This window comes from Chitinibacter sp. FCG-7 (genome assembly GCF_040047665.1).
In the GTDB taxonomy this organism is placed as follows: Bacteria; Pseudomonadota; Gammaproteobacteria; order Burkholderiales; family Chitinibacteraceae; genus Chitinibacter; species Chitinibacter mangrovi.
This window is the reverse complement of sequence record NZ_CP157355.1, coordinates 134,849-154,551: the sequence shown is the minus strand read 5'-3', so window position 1 is coordinate 154,551 and position 19,703 is coordinate 134,849. Positions and strand designations below refer to the sequence as shown.

Sequence of the window (19,703 nt, the reverse complement as noted above, 5' to 3'; positions counted from 1 at the left end):
TGGCGTGTGGATTGGTATTCTGAACTTTGGCCGCATTTGTTCGTGATCAGTTGGAAAAGTTTTCTTGCATCACTGCCTTGCGATAAAACTTTGCATGGGTTTTATGGGGATCAATATATGGAACACAGCTATCAAATTCGCGTCACTGCGCGGCCGTTTTATTTGCCCGAGCAATCGGACGAAGCAGCCGAGCAATACACTTTTGCCTATCAAATCACGATTGAAAACGCGGGCAGCATTACCGCCAAGCTGATCGCGCGGCACTGGATTATCGAAGACGCCGGTGGCAAAACGCAGGAAGTGCGCGGGCTTGGCGTGATTGGTGAGCATCCCGAGCTGGCACCTGGGGAAGTTTTCGAATACACCAGCGGCGTCACCCTAGCCACGCCAGTGGGTACGATGCGCGGTACTTATCAGATGATCGCCGCTGATGGCACCGAATTTGAAGCCGAAATCGCCCAATTTGTACTCTCTATGCCAAGGACTCTGCATTAATGCGACCAAGTAGCACCGCGCCCATCGAGGGTGGCAATAACTGGAAAACCTTGAAGACCCTGTTGCCGTATTTGCTGCAATACAAATGGCGCGTGGTGCTGGCGCTCAGCTTATTGGTGCTGGCCAAGCTTGCCAATGTGGCGGTGCCGCTGGTGCTCAAAGATATTGTCGATTTAATGGCGGCCAAAGATCTGGCGCTGGCTTTGCCGGTAACGTTGATTCTGGGCTATGGCGCGTTGCGACTAAGCTCGGCGGTGTTGGGCGAGATGCGTGATGCAGTCTTTGCCAAAGTCACGCAAGGCGCGATCCGCAAAATTGCGCTGCAGGTGTTTGAGCATTTACATCGCCTATCGTTGCGTTTTCATTTGGAGCGTCAAACCGGCGGCATGAGCCGCGATATTGATCGCGGCACCAAGGGCATTTCGTTTTTACTCAATTTCACGCTGTTCAATATCCTGCCGACCTTGGTCGAAATCGGCCTGGTGGCGGCGATTTTGCTGCAAAAATATCACTGGACCTTTGCAGCGGTGACGTTTGCGACGATTGCGTTGTATATCGGTTTCACCTTGGGTGTGACCGAATGGCGAATGCACTTTCGTCGTGATATGAATGATCTCGATTCCAAAGCCAATACCCGCGCGATCGATAGCCTGATCAATTACGAAACGGTGAAGTATTTTGGCAATGAGCGCTGGGAAGCCGAGCGCTATGATCACAGCCTGAGTAAATGGGAATCGGCGGCAGTTAAAAATCAGGTGTCGCTGTCGTTTCTAAACGCTGGCCAAGCGTCGATTATCGCCGTGGGTGTGACTTTGCTGGTGGGGATGGCAGCCAATGGCGTGGTGAAGGGTACGATGACCTTGGGCGATTTGGTGCTGGTCAATGCCTTCCTGTTGCAGCTGTATGGCCCGCTGAATTTCCTCGGTTTTGTCTATCGCGAAATTAAAAATTCGCTGGCCGATATGGAAAAAATGTTTGGCCTAATGGCACGCAATGCCGAGATCAAAGACAGTGATAACGCCAAAACCGTCAATCTGGACAATGCCAGTGTTGAGTTCAGCAACGTCGATTTTGCCTACGACAGCAACCGGCCGATTTTGCACGGCATCAGCTTTCAGATTCCGGCTGGTAAAACTGTGGCAGTGGTGGGCTCCAGTGGCGCGGGCAAATCAACCTTGTCGCGGCTGCTATATCGTTTTTACGATGTGAACCAGGGCGCAATTCGCATTAATGGCCATGATGTGCGCGAGCTGGCACAAAGCAATTTGCGTGCGCAAATTGGTATCGTGCCGCAAGACACCGTGCTGTTCAACGACACGATTTATTACAACATCGCCTATGGCAAACCGAGCGCGAGTCGAGAAGAAGTGATCGAAGCGGCCAAATCGGCGCATATCTACGATTTCATCATGCAATTGCCCGATGGGTTTGAAACCACCGTCGGTGAGCGTGGTTTGAAATTGTCGGGCGGCGAAAAACAACGCGTGGCGATTGCGCGTACCGTGCTGAAAAATCCACCAATCTTGATTTTTGACGAAGCGACCAGCGCGCTTGATTCGCAAACCGAAAAAGCCATTCAGGCCGAGCTGAAAGCCATTTCAGCGAATCGCACGACGCTCGTTGTTGCACATCGGCTGTCGACGATTTCGGATGCCGACGAAATTCTGGTGATGCAGCATGGGCAGATTGTCGAGCGCGGCACGCATCGCGAGCTGCTGGCGGCTGCAGGCGTCTATGCGCAGATGTGGGCGCTGCAGTTACACGATGAAGGCGAGACCGCGTAAGTGCGCGGGGATGGGGTTAGTCGGTATTGCTGCTGATGGGCGTGCTGGCTATCGTTGATTGCATTATTGGCATTCAAGGATGGCTTCATGCTCAGCGTATTTGATCTGTTCAAAATCGGCATCGGCCCATCAAGCTCGCACACGGTCGGGCCCATGCTGGCGAGCAAAGCCTTTGCGGATGCTCTGGTCTCCGATGCTCTGGTCTCCGATGCGCAGCAGGCGGCGGGTGTATTGGCGCAGGTGGTTCAAATCCGCATTGAGCTCTATGGCTCGCTCGCGTTAACAGGTGAGGGGCATGGCACTATAGACGCCGCCATACTTGGTCTGGAGGGCAATACACCACAGGGTATTGATCCGGCGCAGATTGCACCCCGCATGCAGGCGCTGCGCAGCGGCGCCATGCTCAATTTAGCTGGCCAGCATGCCATTGCGTTTAATCCGCAGACCGATCTGCAATTGCACAAACATCTGTTTCTGCCGCAACACGCCAATGGCATGCGCATCAGCGCGTTTGATGCGGCTGGGGCTTTGCTGCTGCGCGAGACGTATTTTTCGGTCGGCGGTGGCTTTATTGTGTCGGCCTCGCAGTGGGATGCGGCGCCGCCGCCCGCTGCCACAGCGATTCCCTATCCGTTTCACAGTAGTGCCGAGCTGATGGCGCAATGCCGCACGCATGGGCTCAGCATGGCGCAGATTGTATTGGCTAACGAGCTGGCGCTGCGTCAGCAAACTGATCGTGATGGCCGTGCCGAAGCAGAAATCCGCGCGCAACTGCTGGAGATTGCGGCGGTCATGCAGGGCTGCGTGGCGCAAGGCTGCAAACATGAAGGCCGTTTGCCGGGGCCTTTTGCTGTCAAGCGCCGCGCTCCGGCGCTGTATCAGCGCCTCTCCGCGATGCATATGGAGGGGCGCGCCGATGTGATGTTGTGGCCGATGCTGTATGCCATGGCCGTGTCGGAAGAAAACGCCAGCGGCGGGCGCGTGGTAACGGCGCCGACCAATGGCGCGGCGGGCATTATTCCGGCGGTGCTGCAGTATTATCGGGATTTCACACCCGATGCCAGCGATGAAGGCATTGTCGATTTCCTGCTCACCGCTGCCGCGATTGGCATGCTGTACAAAATGAATGCGTCGATTTCCGGTGCCGAAGTCGGCTGTCAGGGCGAAGTGGGCGTGGCGTGCTCAATGGCAGCGGGCGCGTATTGCGCGGTGCTGGGCGGCACGCTGGCGCAAGTGGAAAACGCCGCCGAAATTGCGATGGAGCATCATCTGGGGCTGACGTGCGATCCGGTTGGCGGCCAGGTGCAAGTGCCGTGCGTGGAACGTAACGGCGTCGCCGCCGAGAAGGCGATTAAAATTGCCCAGCTTGCGCTACTGGAAGACGGCGAGCATCTGGTCAGCCTCGATAAAGTGATTGAAACTATGTATCGCACCGGGCTGGATATGAAAAACAGCTATAAGGAAACCTCGCTCGGCGGCCTCGCGCTGACCGTGGCTCAACCTGAGTGTTAGGGGTATTGCCTTGTAGGTATTGTTAATGATTTTCTGTATGGCAATACCTGTATGGGTATTGTGGAGAGCATGGCTGATGTAGTTACGTTTTGATGATCTGGATCACCACAAGGATAGAACTATGCTGCGCTGGTTTTTGCTCTCTTGCTGCCTGATGCTATTCACAGCCTGTGGCAAAACGCCAGAACTTGCTCCCCTGCCTGCAGGCAGTGTTGTGCTGGCGTTTGGCGATAGCCTCACCTTTGGCACTGGCGCAACGGAGGAGCAAGCCTATCCGGCGCGTTTGGCCGCCAAAACCGGCTGGGACATCGTGAACGCTGGCGTGCCGGGAGAAACTGCAGCTCAGGCTCGAACGCGGTTTGTGAATACGCTGGACGAGACCAAGCCCAAATTGGTGTTGCTGTGTCTGGGTGGCAATGATTTTCTGCAAAAGCTGGACGCCGCGCAGACCAAGCGGGAGCTGGGTTTGATGATTGAGGAGTTGCAGCGGCGCAAGATTCCACTCTTGCTGATCGGCGTGCCCAAATTGGGTTTGGGGCTCGATACCGCCCCTTTATACGCCGAGTTGGCCGAGCAATACGAGATTGCGCTCAATGACGAAATACTGGAAACCATCCTCGCCAAATCGTCACTCAAAAGCGATGCAGTACACCCGAATGCAGCTGGCTACGCGATGATGGCCGAAGAATTAGCCGAACAACTGGCCGAGCTGGGGGCTTGGCGGCCGTGACACAATCTTTACTTCAATCGTGTCGTTTTGGCTTGGCTTCCTACCTTCAGCGTTAATCTGATTAATAAAACCATGCCCATAGCCATCTGCCCCCAACATAAAGCAGTAGCGTACCCGATACGAGAAGCAGTGCGCATATTGCGCGTTGTTGAGCTTCTAGGCTGATGGCTATCTTCTTGGTAAAAAATGCGTACAGTCCGACAATTAATAAACTTGCCCCGAGTGCTGTGGATATGAATGGCGCGTAAATGGCAAATGAATGATTGATGGTTGTCGGGTTTCCAAACGTACTCAGTAGGATGGCCGAAGCGATCACAAGCAAGTTAATTAATATCAATCAGGTTTCTTAGTGTTTTCATGGTTTGAAAGATGAAGATTAAGTTAGGCACAAAAAACCCCCGATAAATATCGGGGGTTGAATGCGGGCTGCGTTTGGTCAGGCTTGTTCGAGGTAATCGAGCGATTTTTCGGCCCGCTCTGCGGCCAGATCGGCCAAGGCGTTGCGGATCTGGCGTTTGGTTTCAAATTGTTTCCGGTACGTGCCCATCACAGCGATTTCCATATTGCGCTGTGCTTCTTCCAAAGAACGACGTTGACGAGAGGTTTTGAACGTAGACGGCAGAGACATGGTGATTCCTCTTTGAAGGTTAAACCAGTAATTCTTGGCCTTGGCAGTCTTAAACCCAAAGTGCTCATGCGGCGTGGCTTGGTCTCGCGGTACAGCTTGTACTTGTCTTTGACTTTGCGCCTTGCGTGAACACTTTTGATCAGTGACCTGGCCCCGAGTACAGCCCAGCAAGCATGTCAATTATGTATGTCAATTTAAAGACAGCACATCATTTTTTTCTGCATATTGAATCTATGCAACAGATATGGTGAAAGATCGCGGTCAGCTCGTTGCGGTGCACCATACTGGTGCTGCCGCGATGCTTGTGACCGTACAGCAATCAAAAAGCCCCGGATAAAATCAATTATCCGGGGCGTTAGGGTATTGCCCTGCAGGCTAGGTGCAGATTGCTCTGCAGGTATATACCTCACTATTTTAGCGCAGACTTTCTAGGTAACGATCTGCGTCCAGCGCGGCTTGGCAACCACTCGCAGCTGAAGTCACGGCTTGGCGGTAGATGTGGTCTTGCACGTCACCCGCAGCAAATACGCCGGGTACGCTGGTGGCAGTGGCGTTGCCATTACGACCGCCTTGCGTGATCAGGTAGCCAGTGGCATCCATCTCGAGCTGGCCTTTGAAAATGTCGGTGTTCGGTTTGTGGCCAATCGCGATAAATACGCCGTCAACGGTGATTTCCTTGGTATCTTCGCCGTTGAATGCTTTCAGGCGCGCGCCGGTTACGCCGCTGGCGTCGCCCAGCACTTCGTCTAGCGTCTGGTTCAGCTCCAGTGTGATTTTGCCCTCGGCCACTTTTTCCATCAGGTGATCGATCAGGATTTTTTCCGAGCGGAAGGTATCGCGGCGGTGAATCAGCGTGACATGGCTGGCGATGTTCGACAGGTACAGCGCTTCTTCAACTGCCGTATTACCACCACCTACCACGGCAACCGGTTTGCCACGGTAGAAGAAGCCATCGCAGGTTGCACAAGCCGATACGCCGCGGCCAGAGTACGCCTCTTCGGATGGAATGCCCAAGTATTGAGCCGATGCGCCCGTAGCGATAATCAGGGCGTCGCAGGTGTATTCGCCAGAGTCGCCCACCAGACGGATCGGTTTTTCGTTCAGGTGCGTGGTATGGATGTGGTCGAAAATCATCTCGGTGCCAAAGCGCTCGGCGTGCTTCTGGAAGCGGCTCATCAATTCCGGGCCCATTACGCCATCGGCGTCGGCTGGCCAGTTGTCCACGTCGGTTGTGGTCATCAGCTGGCCGCCTTGCGCGATGCCGGTAATCAGTACCGGTTTCAAGTTGGCACGGGCAGCGTACACTGCGGCCGTATAACCGGCAGGGCCTGAGCCTAGAATCAGCAAACGGTGGTGTTGAGTCGCCATGATTATTCCTTTGATGGTGAGTGTTATTCGGTCAAAAGCTACGTTGCGGGTGCAAACAATCGCGCTAGTTTAAAGCTTTGTGCGGTGACGTTCTATTCGTTTGTTGCTATCGTGGCGATAGCGCTGGCTGCGCACCGCTGTGCTGCGCCTGTTTGCATTTCTGTTTAGATGGGTGGGATTTGTGTTTTGAAAAGATGGTTGCGGCATTATTTATTGCGCGCTTTTTCGGGTTTTGCCCGTGCTCCGGTGCGCAGGGTGTATTTAAAACAGGTTTATTTCACGGCCAATGAAGCGGCCTGGCTGATGTTTTTTATCGGTTTTGCCCTCGGTGGCATTGTGGTGGCGCAATTGCATGGCCAATACGGGCAAAGCCGCGATGCAGCGATGCGCCTGCTGGGATCGCTGACCTTTACCGAGCTGGCACCGTTGCTGACGGTGCTGATTGTGATGGCGCGTTCGGCTTCGGCCATTGCTATTGAGCTGGCGACGATGCGGATTAATGGCGAGGTGCGCGAGCTGGAGCGCATGGATATTGCAGTTAGCAGCTATCTGATTTTTCCGCGTGTGATGGGCATGATGAGTTCGGCCGTGCTGCTGACCGCCTGTATGGCGCTGGGTGCCATGCTGGGCGGTGTGTTGATGATCGCTGGCTGGGACGCGAGCTATCAGGTGCTGGCACTGGAGCGTATTCTGAAAATGGAAGAAGTGCTGCTGTGTCTGGCCAAGGCGGCGAGCTTTGGTCTGGCGGGCGGCATTCTGGCTTGTCAGGCGGGTTTGAACGTGCAACTGAGCGCTACTGAGATTCCGCGTGCTGCATCGCGGGCGGTGATGCGCGGGCTGTTTGCGCTGTTTGCGCTTGATTTATGTTGGGCTTTTTTGGTGTAGATGGATGGCGCTGAATATGAAAACGCCACGTCAGTGGCAATGTATTCCCGATCCGCTGGCTCGCCCAGGCAATTACGCCTTTGTGCTTGATGATGAAGACGCCAGCCAGTTGCTGATTAGCGAGCTGGCGCGACGCATTCATTTGCTGGAGCAGGGCGCTTTGGGCATTCTGGAGGCCAAGCCGGTTTTTGTCAGTAATCTGCGCGTGTGGGAAAATATTGTGCTGCCCAGCTGGTATCACTCGGGCGAGAGTCTGGCCGAGCTGGATGCGCACTTGCAGGCTGTGCTTGCGCCCTTTGAATTTGACCACCAGCTGCTGATGCACAATCTGGCTTTGCTGCCTGCGCAGCTTGATACGCCGCATCGCCGACTTGCTGCTTTGCTGCGTGCCTTGTTGCAGCAGCCCCGATTTTTGCTGATCGAGCACGAATGGCTGGCCTGGCTGCAGCAATCACGCCACCGCAATAGCTTGCTCGCCCAATTACACGATGCATATACCGGGGTTGAGTATCGCATCCTGATTGTTTCTGGTGAAGTTCCAGCAGGATATACCCCCGTTCAATTGCTAACCGAACCTCACGATGATATGGCTTGAGTCATGAAACAGCATCAGTTTTTAAAAGATATCGACCCGCGTTTTCAGCTATTGGGCTGGCGCGTCGGAGTGTTTGCCGCTGTGATCGGCTTGATTGTCATTGTGCTGATTGCCGTGCTGGCCGAGCGGCAGGGCTTGTTTAATCCGAAAACCCGTCTGCACTTTGTCGCCGAAAGCGGCGCAGGGCTGGCACCGGGTCTGCAGGTGCGCCTGTCGGGGTTTCGGATTGGAGTGGTCGATGAAGTCTCGCTCAATGAGCAAGCCAAGGTCGATGTCGAGATTCTGGTTGAAGAACGCTATATGAAGTGGATCAAGCTCGATTCGATTGCCTTGCTGCAGCAGGACGGGGTGATTGGTGATCATTTCATCGAGATTTCGGGTGGGTCGAGCAATGTGGCGGTGATGCAGGAGGGCGGAGTGCTCACTTTTGCGGCCACCTTGGGCTTGTCGGATATTGCGCTGGATTTGCGCAATCGCACCTTGCCGATTTTTGACTCGGTTCAGCAGACATTTGACTATCTGAATGATCCTAAAGGCGATATTCGCCAGACCCTGAGCAATGTTCAGCAACTTACCGCTGAAGTGCGCCAAACGCGCGAGAAAATCGACCAGCTGCTTTTACGCACCGATGGTTTACTTGATCAGGAAGTGCGCAGCAATTTGCAAAGCAGCCAGCAATTTCTAAACCGCGCCGATCTGATCGCCAGCGAGGTGGCCCAGCAACTGCCGTCGATGCTGCGTAGTGCCGACGCCAGTTTGCGCAGTGTTGATTCAATGACGCAGGATGCCAGCGCCAGCATGCGGATTTTGCGCTCGACCGTGGAGCAATCGGCGCCGATGATTCCGGGTATGGTGCGCGATGGTGGCGATTTATTGCGTCGCAGCGATCAAACGCTGGAGGCGGTGCAACAGATCTGGCCTTTAAGCCGCAGTCTTGAGTGGCCCGCGCTGACGGCGCCTGTCGTGGAAAGTCGATAAGTCGTGGAGAGTCCGATCATGTTTTGGCAACGATTGAATTTGCTTTTGCTGCTTGCCCTGTTAGGGGCGTGCTCCAGTGCGCCCAAAGAGCCTATACCTGCACTGCGTATGGCTGTGCATGATAGTCACAGCAAGGCTTTACGGGCAATACGGCAGGAGGATTTAGCCTCTGCTGCCGAGTATTGGCAGCAAACGCTGCTTCGCTATCAGGCATTGGACGATTGGCAGGGGCAGGGGCAGGCTCGTCTGGGTCTGGCTCAGGCGCAGCAAAAACGGGGGCAGTTGGAAGCTGCGCAAGGCACCTTGAAGCCGTTGCTTGCCCAGGTGCTGTTTGGTGAGGCGATTCGTGCGCAAGCGTACTTGCAATTGGCGATGATCTCCTTGCCCGATGCGGGTGTGGCGGCCATGTATCTGGCCGAATCAGAGCGGCTGTGCGCCAAACCCTGTGCTTTACAGTGGGCGCAGCTCAATCTGGCGGCCAAAATCGCTGCCAGCAAGCTCGATTGGCCACGGGTGGCTGCGATCAGTAGGCAATTACTCGCCACTGCCCCAGCTACTGAGCGCGCTGAAATTGCCCACGCACATCGCCTGCAGGCTTTGGCATTGCTCAGGCAGCAGCAAGCAGGCGGCGCTTTGCCGCATATTCAGGCGGCGCTCGAGCTTGATCGCGTGCTGGCCAAACCAGCGTGGCTGATTGAGGATTATCGCTTGCAGCTAGAGATTGCCATCGCTCTCGGTGATGAGGCATTGCAGCAAGAAAGTGGGCAAAGGTTGCAGAGTGTTTGTCAGGCAGTGCGGTGCGATCCGGCTGATTTACGTTGATGGCAAAATTTAAGTCGGCGTTTGGCTTGAGTTTTCCGGGTTTTCGCGGTTATAATCGCCGACTAGCTGTGCAAATGGTTTGTGCAGTAATTTTCCCGTCCGTATCTCAAGGGTGCTTTGATTAGTTCCTACGGGCGGAAGACCTTAACCCCTGAGACTTTGGAGAAATCAATGTCTGTTAGCATGCGCGATATGCTGGAAGCCGGCGTACACTTCGGCCACCAAACCCGTTACTGGAACCCGAAAATGGGCAAGTTCATTTTCGGCGCTCGCAACAAGATTCACATTATCAACCTCGAAAAAACACTGCCAATGTTTGAAGATGCACTGAAATTCGTGCGTCAATTGTCTGCAAACAAAGGCAACGTATTGTTCGTAGGTACAAAACGCGCTGCTCGCGAAATCATCGCTGAAGAAGCTACTCGCGCAAATTCACCATTCGTTGATCACCGCTGGTTGGGTGGTATGCTGACTAACTACAAAACAGTTAAGCAATCGATCAAACGCATGAACGACATGAAAGCTGTGTTGGAAAATGCTGAAGGTACTGGCTACGGCAAGAAAGAATTGCTGGACATGAAACGTGAAGTTGAAAAACTCGAGCGTTCATTGGGCGGTATCAACGAGATGGGCGGCCTGCCAGATGCGATTTTCGTAATCGACACTGGTTACCAAGCTGGTACGATCGTTGAAGCTCGCAAGCTCGGTATCCCTGTCATTGGTGTTGTTGATACCAACAACAATCCAGAAGGCATTGACTACGTTATCCCTGGTAACGACGACTCTTCTCGCGCAATCCGCCTGTACGCTCGTGCAGTAGCTGATGCGGTACTGGAAGGCCGTAACCAGGCAACTCAGGCTTTGGTTGCTGCAGTTAGCGAAGCTGCTGCCGAGTAATCCGGGTACTGAAGTAGCACAATTTAAAAAGGGGCGTTTAGCCCCTTTTTTGTAACATTGACCCAATAAACTGAAGTCTTATATTCGGGAGAATTTCATGGCTGCAATTACTGCAAAAATGGTTGCCGAGCTGCGCGAACTGACCGGCCTTGGCATGATGGAGTGCAAAAAAGCACTGGTTGAAGCTGATGGCGACATCAAAAAAGCTGAAGAAGTACTGCGTATCAAATCAGGCAATAAAGCCTCTAAAATGGCTGGCCGTACTGCTGCCGAAGGTACTGTGGTTGCATTTATTACTGATGACAAGAAAGTTGGTGCGCTGATCGAAGTGAACTGCGAAACCGACTTCGTTGGTAAGGATGAAAACTTTGCTGCATTTGCAAAAGCATGTGCGAAAGCCGTTGTGGTGGGCAATCCTGCTGACGTGGCTGCTCTGGGTGCGGTTAAGACTGACTCTGGCGAAACCGTTGAAGAAGCTCGTAACGCGATTATCGCTAAATTGGGCGAGAACATGACTTTGCGCCGTTTCGTGCGTTACGAAACTGCTGGCCAATTGGCTGCTTACCTGCACGGCGCGAAAATCGGCGTACTGGTTGATGTAACGGGTGGCGACGAGCAACTGGGCCGTGACTTGGCGATGCACATTGCCGCAAGCAAGCCAAAAGCACTGGATGCTTCAGGTGTTGACGCTGAGCTGGTTGAAACCGAGCGCCGCGTTGCCATCGAGCGCGCGAAAGAAGCGGGCAAATCTGGCGACATGCTGGACAAAATCGCCGAAGGTACTGTTAACAAGTTCCTGAAAGAAGTGACTTTGCTGAATCAAGTGTTCATCAAAGCCGAAGATGGCAAGCAAACCATCGAGCAACTGGTTAAATCAAAAGCTGCCTCTATCAATGCATTCACTATGTTTACCGTAGGCGAAGGCATTGAGAAGAAAGTAGTTGATTACGCAGCTGAAGTTGCTGCAGCAGCGCAGCTTTAAGTCTATAAATCAGACTTAAATAAGCGTCGCGCAGATTGCTTGTGAACGCCGCGCCTTAAAGCGCGGCGTTTCTACGACTATGCGCGCCGCGTTTTACGAGTACGTCACAAGCACGCCCGGGTAAACTTAATAAGGACTATGTATGAGCCAGCCAAAAAAATACAAACGAATTCTGTTAAAGCTCTCCGGCGAAGCATTGATGGGCGACGATAGCTACGGCATCAATCGCGCTACGATTGACCGGATTGTGCAGGAAATCAAAGAAGTTGTTGATCTCGGGGTGCAGGTTGCCGTGGTGATTGGCGGTGGAAATATCTTCCGTGGTGTAGCGCCAGCTGCATCAGGGATGGATCGTGCAACAGCCGATTATATGGGCATGTTGGCAACGGTGATGAACGCATTGGCACTGCAAGACGCGATGCGCCATGCGGGGATTGTTTCTCGCGTACAGTCAGCTTTGACCATTCAGCAAGTTGCCGAGCCTTATGTGCGTGGCAAAGCCATTCGTTACCTTGAAGAAAATAAAGTCGTCATTTTCGGTGCCGGTACGGGTAATCCTTTCTTTACTACCGATACGGCCGCTGCACTGCGCGGCATGGAAGTAGGTGCTGATATTGTATTGAAAGCCACGAAAGTCGATGGCGTTTATACTGATGATCCAAAGAAAAATCCGGATGCTGTTCGTTATCAGACGGTGACGTTTGATGAGGCGATTGGCCGGAATTTGAAAGTAATGGATGCAACGGCATTTGCATTGTGCCGCGATCAGAAAATGAATATTTGTGTACTGAGTATCTTCAAGCCGGGCGCGCTAAAGCGTGTCGTGCTTGGGGAAGACGAGGGTACACTGGTACACTGTTAAGATTGTATCGAACTCAAGATTTTTCGAAATCATCTCGACGGGCGGGTATAATCCCGCCTGTTTTTTATTGCGAATGCTATTGAGCAGACGTCTTTATTGCCGAAGTGTTGTAGAGGTTATCAAATGATTGCGGATATCAAAAAAGCAACTGAAGAAAAGATGGTGAAAACCGCCGAGAAGTTAAAAACTGACTTGGCAAAAATTCGTACAGGCCGGGCGCATACGGGCCTGCTCGATCATGTGCAGGTTGAGTACTACGGTAGCATGGTGCCTGTGAATCAGGTTGCCAATATTACGCTGATTGACTCACGCACGATTGGCGCGCAACCGTACGAAAAAAACATGGTGGGTAAAGTTGAAAAAGCTATTCGCGATTGTGATCTGGGTTTGAACCCGGCTGCGCAAGGCGATTTGATCCGTGTGCCGATGCCTATGCTGACTGAAGAGCGTCGTAAAGATTTGATCAAGGTAGTGCGTGGCGAAACAGAAGATGCGCGCGTTGCCGTGCGTAATGTGCGCCGCGATGCGAATGATCAGCTCAAACGTGCACTGAAAGATAAAGAAATCTCTGAAGATGATGAGCGTCGTGGTCAGGATGATATTCAGAAACTGACCGATAAATACATCGCCGAACTGGATCGCCAATTGGCCGAGAAAGAAAAAGAGTTGCTGACGGTTTAATTGAAAGGCGGTAGAGCGTGGCTTTGTTTAATCGCGTCAGCGAGCAGGAAATCGATCTAACCCAGGGTAAAATTCCGCAGCACATTGCCGTCATCATGGATGGCAATGGCCGCTGGGCCAAAAAACGGATGATGCCCCGTATCTATGGTCACAAAAAGGGTGTAGATGCACTGCGTGATGTGATTCGGGCGTGTGATGAGCTGCAGGTGGCTTATTTAACGGTCTTTGCTTTTTCGAGCGAAAACTGGCGACGCCCCGCCGATGAAGTTTCATTTCTGATGGGGCTGTTTCTGCAAGTACTCGATAGTGAGATCGAGCGCATGCAGCGCAATAATATCCGGCTGAAGATTATTGGCCGACGTGACCAGTTTTCTGCGCAATTGGTGCAATTGATTGAGCTTGCCGAGCAAAAAACGGCCAATAATACGGGCTTATGTCTGACGATTGCTGCTGATTATGGCGGGCACTGGGATATTATGCAGGCAACGCAGGCTATGCTGCGTGACCAGCCTGACCTGTTGGCCGGTTTTGCCGAGACGGATTTGCAGCCTTATCTCTCGATGGCGTACGCGCCTGATCCTGATCTGTTTATCCGCACGGGTGGGGAGCAAAGGATTAGCAACTTCTTGCTCTGGCAGCTAGCATACACCGAGCTTTACTTCACCGATTTGGCGTGGCCAGAGTTTGGTCGCGAACAATTGCACCAATCGATTGCGTGGTTTCAGCAGCGTGAGAGACGATTTGGCCGCATTAGCGAGCAACTGAGCGATTCCTCATGCTAAAAACCCGAATTATTACCGCCTGTGTTTTGCTGCCGGTTGTACTGGCTGCTCTGTTTTTCCTGCCCAAGAATTTATGGATATTGTTCTGTGCAAGCTTGCTAGGTTTTGCCGCCTGGGAATGGCAGCGTCTTGCTTCAATGTCCGGTTGGCTGGCCAAAGTCTACCCAGTCTTGGTGCCATCGGTCTTTTTGCTAAGCTGGTACGGTCTACCGCTTGAGAGCAAAATTGCCTTGTTGCTTGTTTCTGCGCTCTTTTGGGTGCTGATGGTGCCGCTCTGGCTCAAGCAAAAATGGGTGTTGAGTCGTGCTGGCAATATGAATGCATTGTTGGGATTGGCGATTCTGGTGCCTGCTGCGCTTGCCATGGTGGTGCTTCATCCCGATGGTACAACTTTGCTGGCCGTGATGATGGTGGCGTGGGTTGCTGACACATTTGCGTATTTTTCCGGCAAGACGTTTGGCAAGAATAAGTTGGCTCCAACCATTAGCCCGGGAAAAAGCTGGGAAGGCGTGTATGGTGGCACACTGGCAGTTATCATTTATATCCAGCTGCTGCCCAAGCCTTTTGCTTTGTTGGGCGAGGTGTTCCCTAGTCCGGTGGCGCAAGCTGTTTTATGGCTGCTGATTGCGCTGCTGCTGACTGCTGTAAGTGTGATGGGCGATTTGCTGGAATCCTTGTTCAAGCGCCAGGTCAATCTCAAAGACAGTAGCAATCTCTTGCCTGGCCATGGCGGAGTGCTGGATCGTATTGATAGCTTGCTGGCCATCTTGCCTGTCAGTGCGGTGATTTATTTGTCGCAACTAATCTAGCTTTGGCTTCACTGTGTGAGAAATTAGGCCATGCCTCAAACGAAAAGAATAATTACCATCCTGGGTGCGACGGGTAGTATTGGCCAGAGCACGCTGGATGTGGTGGCACAACACCCTGAGCTGTATTCGGTCTTTGCTGTTTCTGGTGCTAGCCAGATCGATAAATTGCTTGAGATAGGCCAGCAGTTTCAGCCCAAAATCATCGTGGTTCTTGATGAGGTACGCGCCAAGCAAGTGCGTGATGGCCTTCAAGCGCTGGCGCTAGATATTGAAGTGCAGGTGGGTGAGCAAGCGCTGATTGATATCGCGATTGCGCCGGAAGTGGATACGGTGATGGCGTCAATTGTAGGGGCGGCCGGTATGCCAGCTACCTTGGCGGCGGCTCAGGCTGGTAAGCGGGTGCTCCTCGCCAACAAAGAAACCTTGGTATTGGCCGGCCAGATTTTTATGGATGTGGTAAGTCAGTCTGGTGCACAGCTATTGCCAATTGATAGTGAGCACAATGCTATTTATCAGTCCTTGCCAATTGGCTTTCGTGAGCAACCGTATGGCAGTAGTTTTGTCGAGGCAGGCATCGAGAAGCTGTTGCTGACCGCATCAGGTGGCCCGTTCCGCTCGCATACACTGGCGCAACTTGAGCAAATTACGCCTGCACAGGCGATCAAACACCCCAATTGGTCCATGGGCAAAAAAATCTCGGTGGATTCAGCCAGCTTGATGAATAAAGGGCTGGAGGTCATTGAAGCGCACTGGCTGTTTAATGCGCCGATTGATCGGATTGATGTCGTTGTGCACCCGCAAAGTGTAATTCACTCGATGGTGCAGTATTGCGATGGTTCGGTGATGGCCCAGCTGGGGTCGCCTGATATGCGCACGCCGATTGCATATGGTCTAGCGTATCCGGAACGTATCAGCGCGGGAGTGAAGCTTCTTGATCTATTTGCCATTGCCCGCCTTGATTTTGAAGCGCCTGATCATCAGCGTTTCCCTTGTTTGGGTCTGGCTTATGCGGCAATTCGTGAAGGCGGCGCTGCGCCTGCGATTTTGAATGCTGCCAATGAAGTGGCTGTGGCCGCATTTCTTGCCGAGCAAATCCGTTTTACCCAGATTCCGCAATTGATCGAATCAACACTGATGGCCAAAGCAGGGCTTGCATCGGGCAGCCTAGATGAATTGCTCGCCGCCGATCATCAGGCGCGCACCCATGCGCAGGCCTTGGTGGCCAAGTGGAGAACTGCAATCGCATGCTAACGCTGCTGGCCTTTGTTTTTGCAATATCCTTGCTGGTATTTGTCCATGAATATGGTCATTATTGGGTTGCAAGGCAATGCGGGGTGGGGGTATTGACCTTCTCGATTGGCTTTGGCAAGCCAGTTTTTCAATGGCAGCGCGGTGAAACTACCTGGCAGATCGCCATGATTCCACTGGGTGGTTATGTTCGGATGCTGGATGAAAACGAGCAGACGTTGACGGCGAGTGAACGTCAGCGCGCTTTTAATCGGCAACATCCGCTTAAAAAAATAGCCATCGTGTTTGCGGGGCCATTGGCCAATTTCATCTTTGCCGTTATGGCATTTGCGCTGTGCTATGGCGCTGGCGTGCCAACGCTGAAGCCGCAGATTGCCAGTGTGCAAGCGCAGAGTATGGCTGCCAGATCAGGTTTTGAGGTGGGTGACCGGGTTTTATCGGTTGCCAATACTGCAGTTGAGAGTTGGGACCAGCTGCAGCTGGAGTTACTTGCGCAGGCGGGCGAGACATTAGTGCCTTTTGTATTGCAAAAACAGGATGGCTCTATCCACCATGGTCAATTGCCACTGGGTGAGCTCAAATCCGAACAGTTCGACCAGCAGATGCTGGCTAGGGTGGGTATTTCCCCATTTTCCAGTTTGAATGTGATTGGTGTCGTTCAGGAAAATAGCCCCGCCCGGCAAGCAGGCCTTCGGGTTGGTGACGAAATCGTTTCGATTAATCAGCAAGCGGTAAATACATGGCAGGATGTTCAGCGTTGGGCTATGACATCGCCAGGGCGTCAGCTGGAATTGACGGTTAAACGTGGGGTTGAAGTACTTACGCTGCATGCAACACCTGTATTTGAAGCGATAAATGGGCAGCAGGTCGCCCGTTTGGGAATTGCTCAAAGCCAACAGCAAGTCATGACGATCAAGCTCGACCCGCTTGCAGCAATCCAGATGGGGGTGATGAAAACCTATCAAATGTCGCTAATGACATTACGGATGTTCGGCAAAATGCTGACCGGCGTGCTTTCGCCCAAGCAGGTTAGTGGCCCAATTGGCATCGCTGACTATGCCGGTCAAAGCGCTGCAATGGGCTGGATGACGTATGTGCAGTTTCTCGCATTAATCAGTATCAGCCTTGGCGTGCTGAACCTGTTACCAGTACCGATTCTGGATGGCGGTCATTTGCTGTATCATAGCTACGAACTGGTCACAGGTAGAATCGTGCCCGATTTCGTAACGGAATGGTTACAGAAAATTGGCCTTTCTCTTTTGCTCATGTTGATGGCGCTGGCTTTATATAACGATACCAGTCGCCTTCTTCTGGGCTAATCACTCAACTTTAAACAGCCGATAAAAATGAAATTTAAGCCTATGTACCTGCTGCTCAGCGCAGCACTTGCAAGTCTGAGCATCAATGCTTTGGCTTTTGATTCATTCACCGTGCGTGATATTCGCGTCGAAGGTTTGCAGCGTACCGATGCCGGTACGGTTTTCAATTATCTGGGTGTTAAAGTAGGTGAGCCGTTTGATCAGGCAAAAGCCAGTACTGCAATCCGCAATCTGTTTGCGACTGGCTTTTTTGACGATGTGCGGATTGAAGCTGATCAGGATGTGATTGTTGTGACTGTGGACGAAAGACCTACGGTTGCACAGATCAATGTCAATGGCGCGAAATTGATCGATAAAGATCAGGTCAAAGCTGCGCTCAAATCACAAAATTTGGCAGAAAGCCAGATTTTCCAACAGGCAGTGCTCGATTCTGCTGTGAATGAATTAAAACAGCAGTATTACTCCCGCGGACGCTATTCGGTTGATGTCAAAGCAACGGTCACCAAGCTCGATCGTAATCGTGTTGGTTTGCAGATTGATATTTCTGAAGGTGAAGTGGCGCAAATCAAAGGCATCAATTTTGTAGGGAATACCGTTTACAGCGATGCGGATCTACTCGATGCTATGAGCGCCAGTACCAGTAATTGGATGACTTGGTATACCAAATCGGATCAATATTCAAAACAGAAATTTGCGGCTGATCTTGAGTCTATCAAGTCACTTTATCTGGATAACGGATATATCAAGTTTGTGATTGAATCAACCAGCGTGGCGTTGTCTGAAGATAAAAGTGAGATATACCTCAGCATCAATATGCGTGAAGGTAGTTTGTACAAAGTAGGTGCTGTTGATGTTATTACAGCCCTCCCAGAATATAAAGATCAGTTGTTGGCGCTTGCTAGTGTCAAATCGGGTGATGTGTATTCACGCGAAGAAATAAACAAAACAGCAGCGGCAATGTCTAATCTATTAGGTGAGCAGGGCTATGCATTTGCGAACATCAACCCGGTGCCTGAAGTTGATGAAAATGGTAGCTTAGTTTCAATTAATTTTATGGTTGATCCAGGCAAAAAAACTAATGTTCGGCGGATTAATATTGTTGGTAACAGTTTGACGCGTGATGAAGTGATTCGGCGCGAATTGAGGCAGATGGAGTCTGCCGAGTACGATTTGTCAAAAATTAAACGTTCCAAGCAACGCTTGCAGCAATTGGGCTACTTCTCTGAAGTGAATATTGAAACACCAATCGTAGCCGATGCAATTGATCAGGTGGATATGAATGTATCGGTCATCGAACAGAAAACAGGTAATTTCAATTTTGGTGTTGGTTATGGCCAAAGTGAAGGCGCACTGTTTCAGGCTTCGATTTCTCAGTCCAACTTCTTGGGTACAGGTAAACGCTTCTCGGCTGAATTGAATAATAGTTCGGCATCAAAGACATATGCTTTGTCAATGAATAATCCATATGCGACAACAGATGGTGTTTCATTTGGCTGGAGTCTTTACATGAGAAAAACAGATCCCAGTGAGTTGGAGCTAGGTGATTATTCTACGGAATCAAAAGGCCTAAGTTTCAATTTTGGGATGCCAACTAGTGATTACAACACGATTGGCTTAGGACTTAATTACGAAAATTTGAAGCTGATTACAAATACCGGCTCACCAACTTATGTGAAGGATCATGTCGCGAAGTACGGTGATGTATCAGATACTTACACGCTAACAGCTAATTGGTCTGCAGATGATCGCGACTCTGCAATGTTTCCAACAAAAGGTTGGTACAAACGCCTAAGTGCCGAAGTTGCTGTTCCTCCATCTGATGTGACTTTCTACAAATTGTCTGCACAGAGTCAGTTTTTTTACTCTTTCCGCGAGAAATCGCCAATTACCTTTGCCTGGAATGTAGAAATGGGTTACGGCGATGGTTACGCGGGTGATGAGTTGCCGTTCTATAAAAATTATTTTGCCGGTGGTGTGAGCTCTGTGCGTGGCTATAAGTCCGGTTCCTTGGGGCCTAAAGATGAAAACGGTGATGCTATTGGTGGCGTGGTTCGATTTGTCAATAATTTTGAGTTATATTCTCCAATCCCAGGAGTAAAAGACGATAAATCAATGCGTCTAAGTATGTTTGCGGATGTAGGTAATATTTGGGGCAAGGGTGAAAATATCGAAATAAATTCGCTACGGTATTCTGCCGGTTTTGGTTTTACTTGGATTTCTCCTGTTGGGCCATTGAAAATTATCTGGGTCAAGCCCTTTAACTCGAAGCAGGGCGATAAAACTCAAAGTATTCAATTCCAACTTGGCCAAGTATTTTAATACGGGA

At 51.6% G+C, this 19,703-nt stretch carries 19 protein-coding genes; 17 read left to right on the top strand and 2 right to left on the bottom strand.

Annotated elements, in window-relative coordinates:
• Positions 1 to 117: 117 nt before the first annotated feature.
• The 4 genes from apaG (at position 118) to ABHF33_RS00730 (ending at position 4,521) form a co-directional block, all read left to right on the top strand.
• Positions 118 to 495 carry a Co2+/Mg2+ efflux protein ApaG gene (apaG, locus tag ABHF33_RS00745; protein WP_348945167.1) on the top strand — a complete coding sequence of 126 codons (378 nt, stop codon included), beginning with the start codon at positions 118 to 120 and terminating at the stop codon, positions 493 to 495.
• Positions 495 to 2,279, top strand: coding sequence for an ABCB family ABC transporter ATP-binding protein/permease (locus ABHF33_RS00740; RefSeq protein ID WP_348945166.1), 1,785 nt, complete (start codon positions 495 to 497; stop codon positions 2,277 to 2,279). Before apaG ends, ABHF33_RS00740 begins: the two co-directional genes overlap by 1 nt.
• A gap of 87 nt (positions 2,280 to 2,366) precedes the next feature.
• Positions 2,367 to 3,791: an L-serine ammonia-lyase gene (locus ABHF33_RS00735; RefSeq protein WP_348945165.1), complete on the top strand. Its 1,425-nt coding sequence runs from the start codon at positions 2,367 to 2,369 to the stop codon at positions 3,789 to 3,791.
• A 121-nt stretch (positions 3,792 to 3,912) separates the two neighbouring features.
• Positions 3,913 to 4,521: a GDSL-type esterase/lipase family protein gene (locus ABHF33_RS00730; protein WP_348945164.1), complete on the top strand. Its 609-nt coding sequence runs from the start codon at positions 3,913 to 3,915 to the stop codon at positions 4,519 to 4,521.
• 436 nt (positions 4,522 to 4,957) lie between these two features.
• Here the strand turns inward: ABHF33_RS00730 and ABHF33_RS00725 are convergent, their stop codons facing one another.
• A complete protein-coding gene (locus tag ABHF33_RS00725; protein ID WP_157314673.1) occupies positions 4,958 to 5,149 on the bottom strand; it encodes a hypothetical protein in 192 nt (63 codons plus the stop codon).
• Positions 5,150 to 5,563: 414 nt separating this feature from the next.
• A complete protein-coding gene (gene trxB, locus ABHF33_RS00720; RefSeq protein WP_432803948.1) occupies positions 5,564 to 6,517 on the bottom strand; it encodes a thioredoxin-disulfide reductase in 954 nt (317 codons plus the stop codon).
• Positions 6,518 to 6,703: 186 nt separating this feature from the next.
• Here trxB and ABHF33_RS00715 point away from each other — a divergent pair, with 186 nt between their 5' ends.
• The 13 genes from ABHF33_RS00715 to bamA all read left to right on the top strand — a co-directional run bounded on the left by ABHF33_RS00715 (position 6,704) and on the right by bamA (position 19,696).
• A complete protein-coding gene (locus tag ABHF33_RS00715) occupies positions 6,704 to 7,402 on the top strand; it encodes an ABC transporter permease (protein ID WP_348945163.1) in 699 nt (232 codons plus the stop codon).
• A 16-nt stretch (positions 7,403 to 7,418) separates the two neighbouring features.
• Positions 7,419 to 7,997, top strand: a complete 579-nt coding sequence (locus ABHF33_RS00710) for a hypothetical protein (protein WP_348945162.1) — start codon at positions 7,419 to 7,421, stop codon at positions 7,995 to 7,997.
• 3 nt (positions 7,998 to 8,000) lie between these two features.
• Complete coding sequence (locus tag ABHF33_RS00705; RefSeq protein WP_348945161.1) at positions 8,001 to 8,975, top strand: MlaD family protein; 975 nt, start codon at positions 8,001 to 8,003, stop codon at positions 8,973 to 8,975.
• A gap of 18 nt (positions 8,976 to 8,993) precedes the next feature.
• Positions 8,994 to 9,797 carry a hypothetical protein gene (locus ABHF33_RS00700; protein ID WP_348945160.1) on the top strand — a complete coding sequence of 268 codons (804 nt, stop codon included), beginning with the start codon at positions 8,994 to 8,996 and terminating at the stop codon, positions 9,795 to 9,797.
• Positions 9,798 to 9,968: 171 nt separating this feature from the next.
• Complete coding sequence (gene rpsB / locus ABHF33_RS00695) at positions 9,969 to 10,694, top strand: 30S ribosomal protein S2 (protein WP_157314678.1); 726 nt, start codon at positions 9,969 to 9,971, stop codon at positions 10,692 to 10,694.
• A gap of 97 nt (positions 10,695 to 10,791) precedes the next feature.
• The gene (tsf, locus tag ABHF33_RS00690; protein WP_348945159.1) at positions 10,792 to 11,676 is read left to right on the top strand and encodes a translation elongation factor Ts; all 885 of its coding nucleotides are present in this window, start codon (positions 10,792 to 10,794) and stop codon (positions 11,674 to 11,676) included.
• 142 nt (positions 11,677 to 11,818) lie between these two features.
• Positions 11,819 to 12,538, top strand: coding sequence for a UMP kinase (pyrH, locus tag ABHF33_RS00685; RefSeq protein WP_157314680.1), 720 nt, complete (start codon positions 11,819 to 11,821; stop codon positions 12,536 to 12,538).
• A gap of 123 nt (positions 12,539 to 12,661) precedes the next feature.
• Positions 12,662 to 13,219: a ribosome recycling factor gene (frr, locus tag ABHF33_RS00680; RefSeq protein ID WP_157314681.1), complete on the top strand. Its 558-nt coding sequence runs from the start codon at positions 12,662 to 12,664 to the stop codon at positions 13,217 to 13,219.
• A gap of 17 nt (positions 13,220 to 13,236) precedes the next feature.
• On the top strand, positions 13,237 to 14,001 hold the full coding sequence (locus ABHF33_RS00675; RefSeq protein WP_432803947.1) for an isoprenyl transferase: 765 nt from the start codon (positions 13,237 to 13,239) through the stop codon (positions 13,999 to 14,001).
• Entirely contained in the window at positions 13,995 to 14,810 is an 816-nt protein-coding gene (locus tag ABHF33_RS00670; RefSeq protein ID WP_348945158.1) for a phosphatidate cytidylyltransferase, read from the top strand. Before ABHF33_RS00675 ends, ABHF33_RS00670 begins: the two co-directional genes overlap by 7 nt.
• 30 nt (positions 14,811 to 14,840) lie before the next feature.
• Positions 14,841 to 16,061 carry a 1-deoxy-D-xylulose-5-phosphate reductoisomerase gene (gene ispC, locus ABHF33_RS00665; protein ID WP_348945157.1) on the top strand — a complete coding sequence of 407 codons (1,221 nt, stop codon included), beginning with the start codon at positions 14,841 to 14,843 and terminating at the stop codon, positions 16,059 to 16,061.
• Positions 16,055 to 17,377: an RIP metalloprotease RseP gene (gene rseP / locus ABHF33_RS00660; RefSeq protein WP_348946583.1), complete on the top strand. Its 1,323-nt coding sequence runs from the start codon at positions 16,055 to 16,057 to the stop codon at positions 17,375 to 17,377. Before ispC ends, rseP begins: the two co-directional genes overlap by 7 nt.
• Before the next feature lie 27 nt (positions 17,378 to 17,404).
• A complete protein-coding gene (bamA, locus tag ABHF33_RS00655; protein ID WP_348945156.1) occupies positions 17,405 to 19,696 on the top strand; it encodes an outer membrane protein assembly factor BamA in 2,292 nt (763 codons plus the stop codon).
• The last annotated feature ends 7 nt before the right edge of the window (positions 19,697 to 19,703 follow it).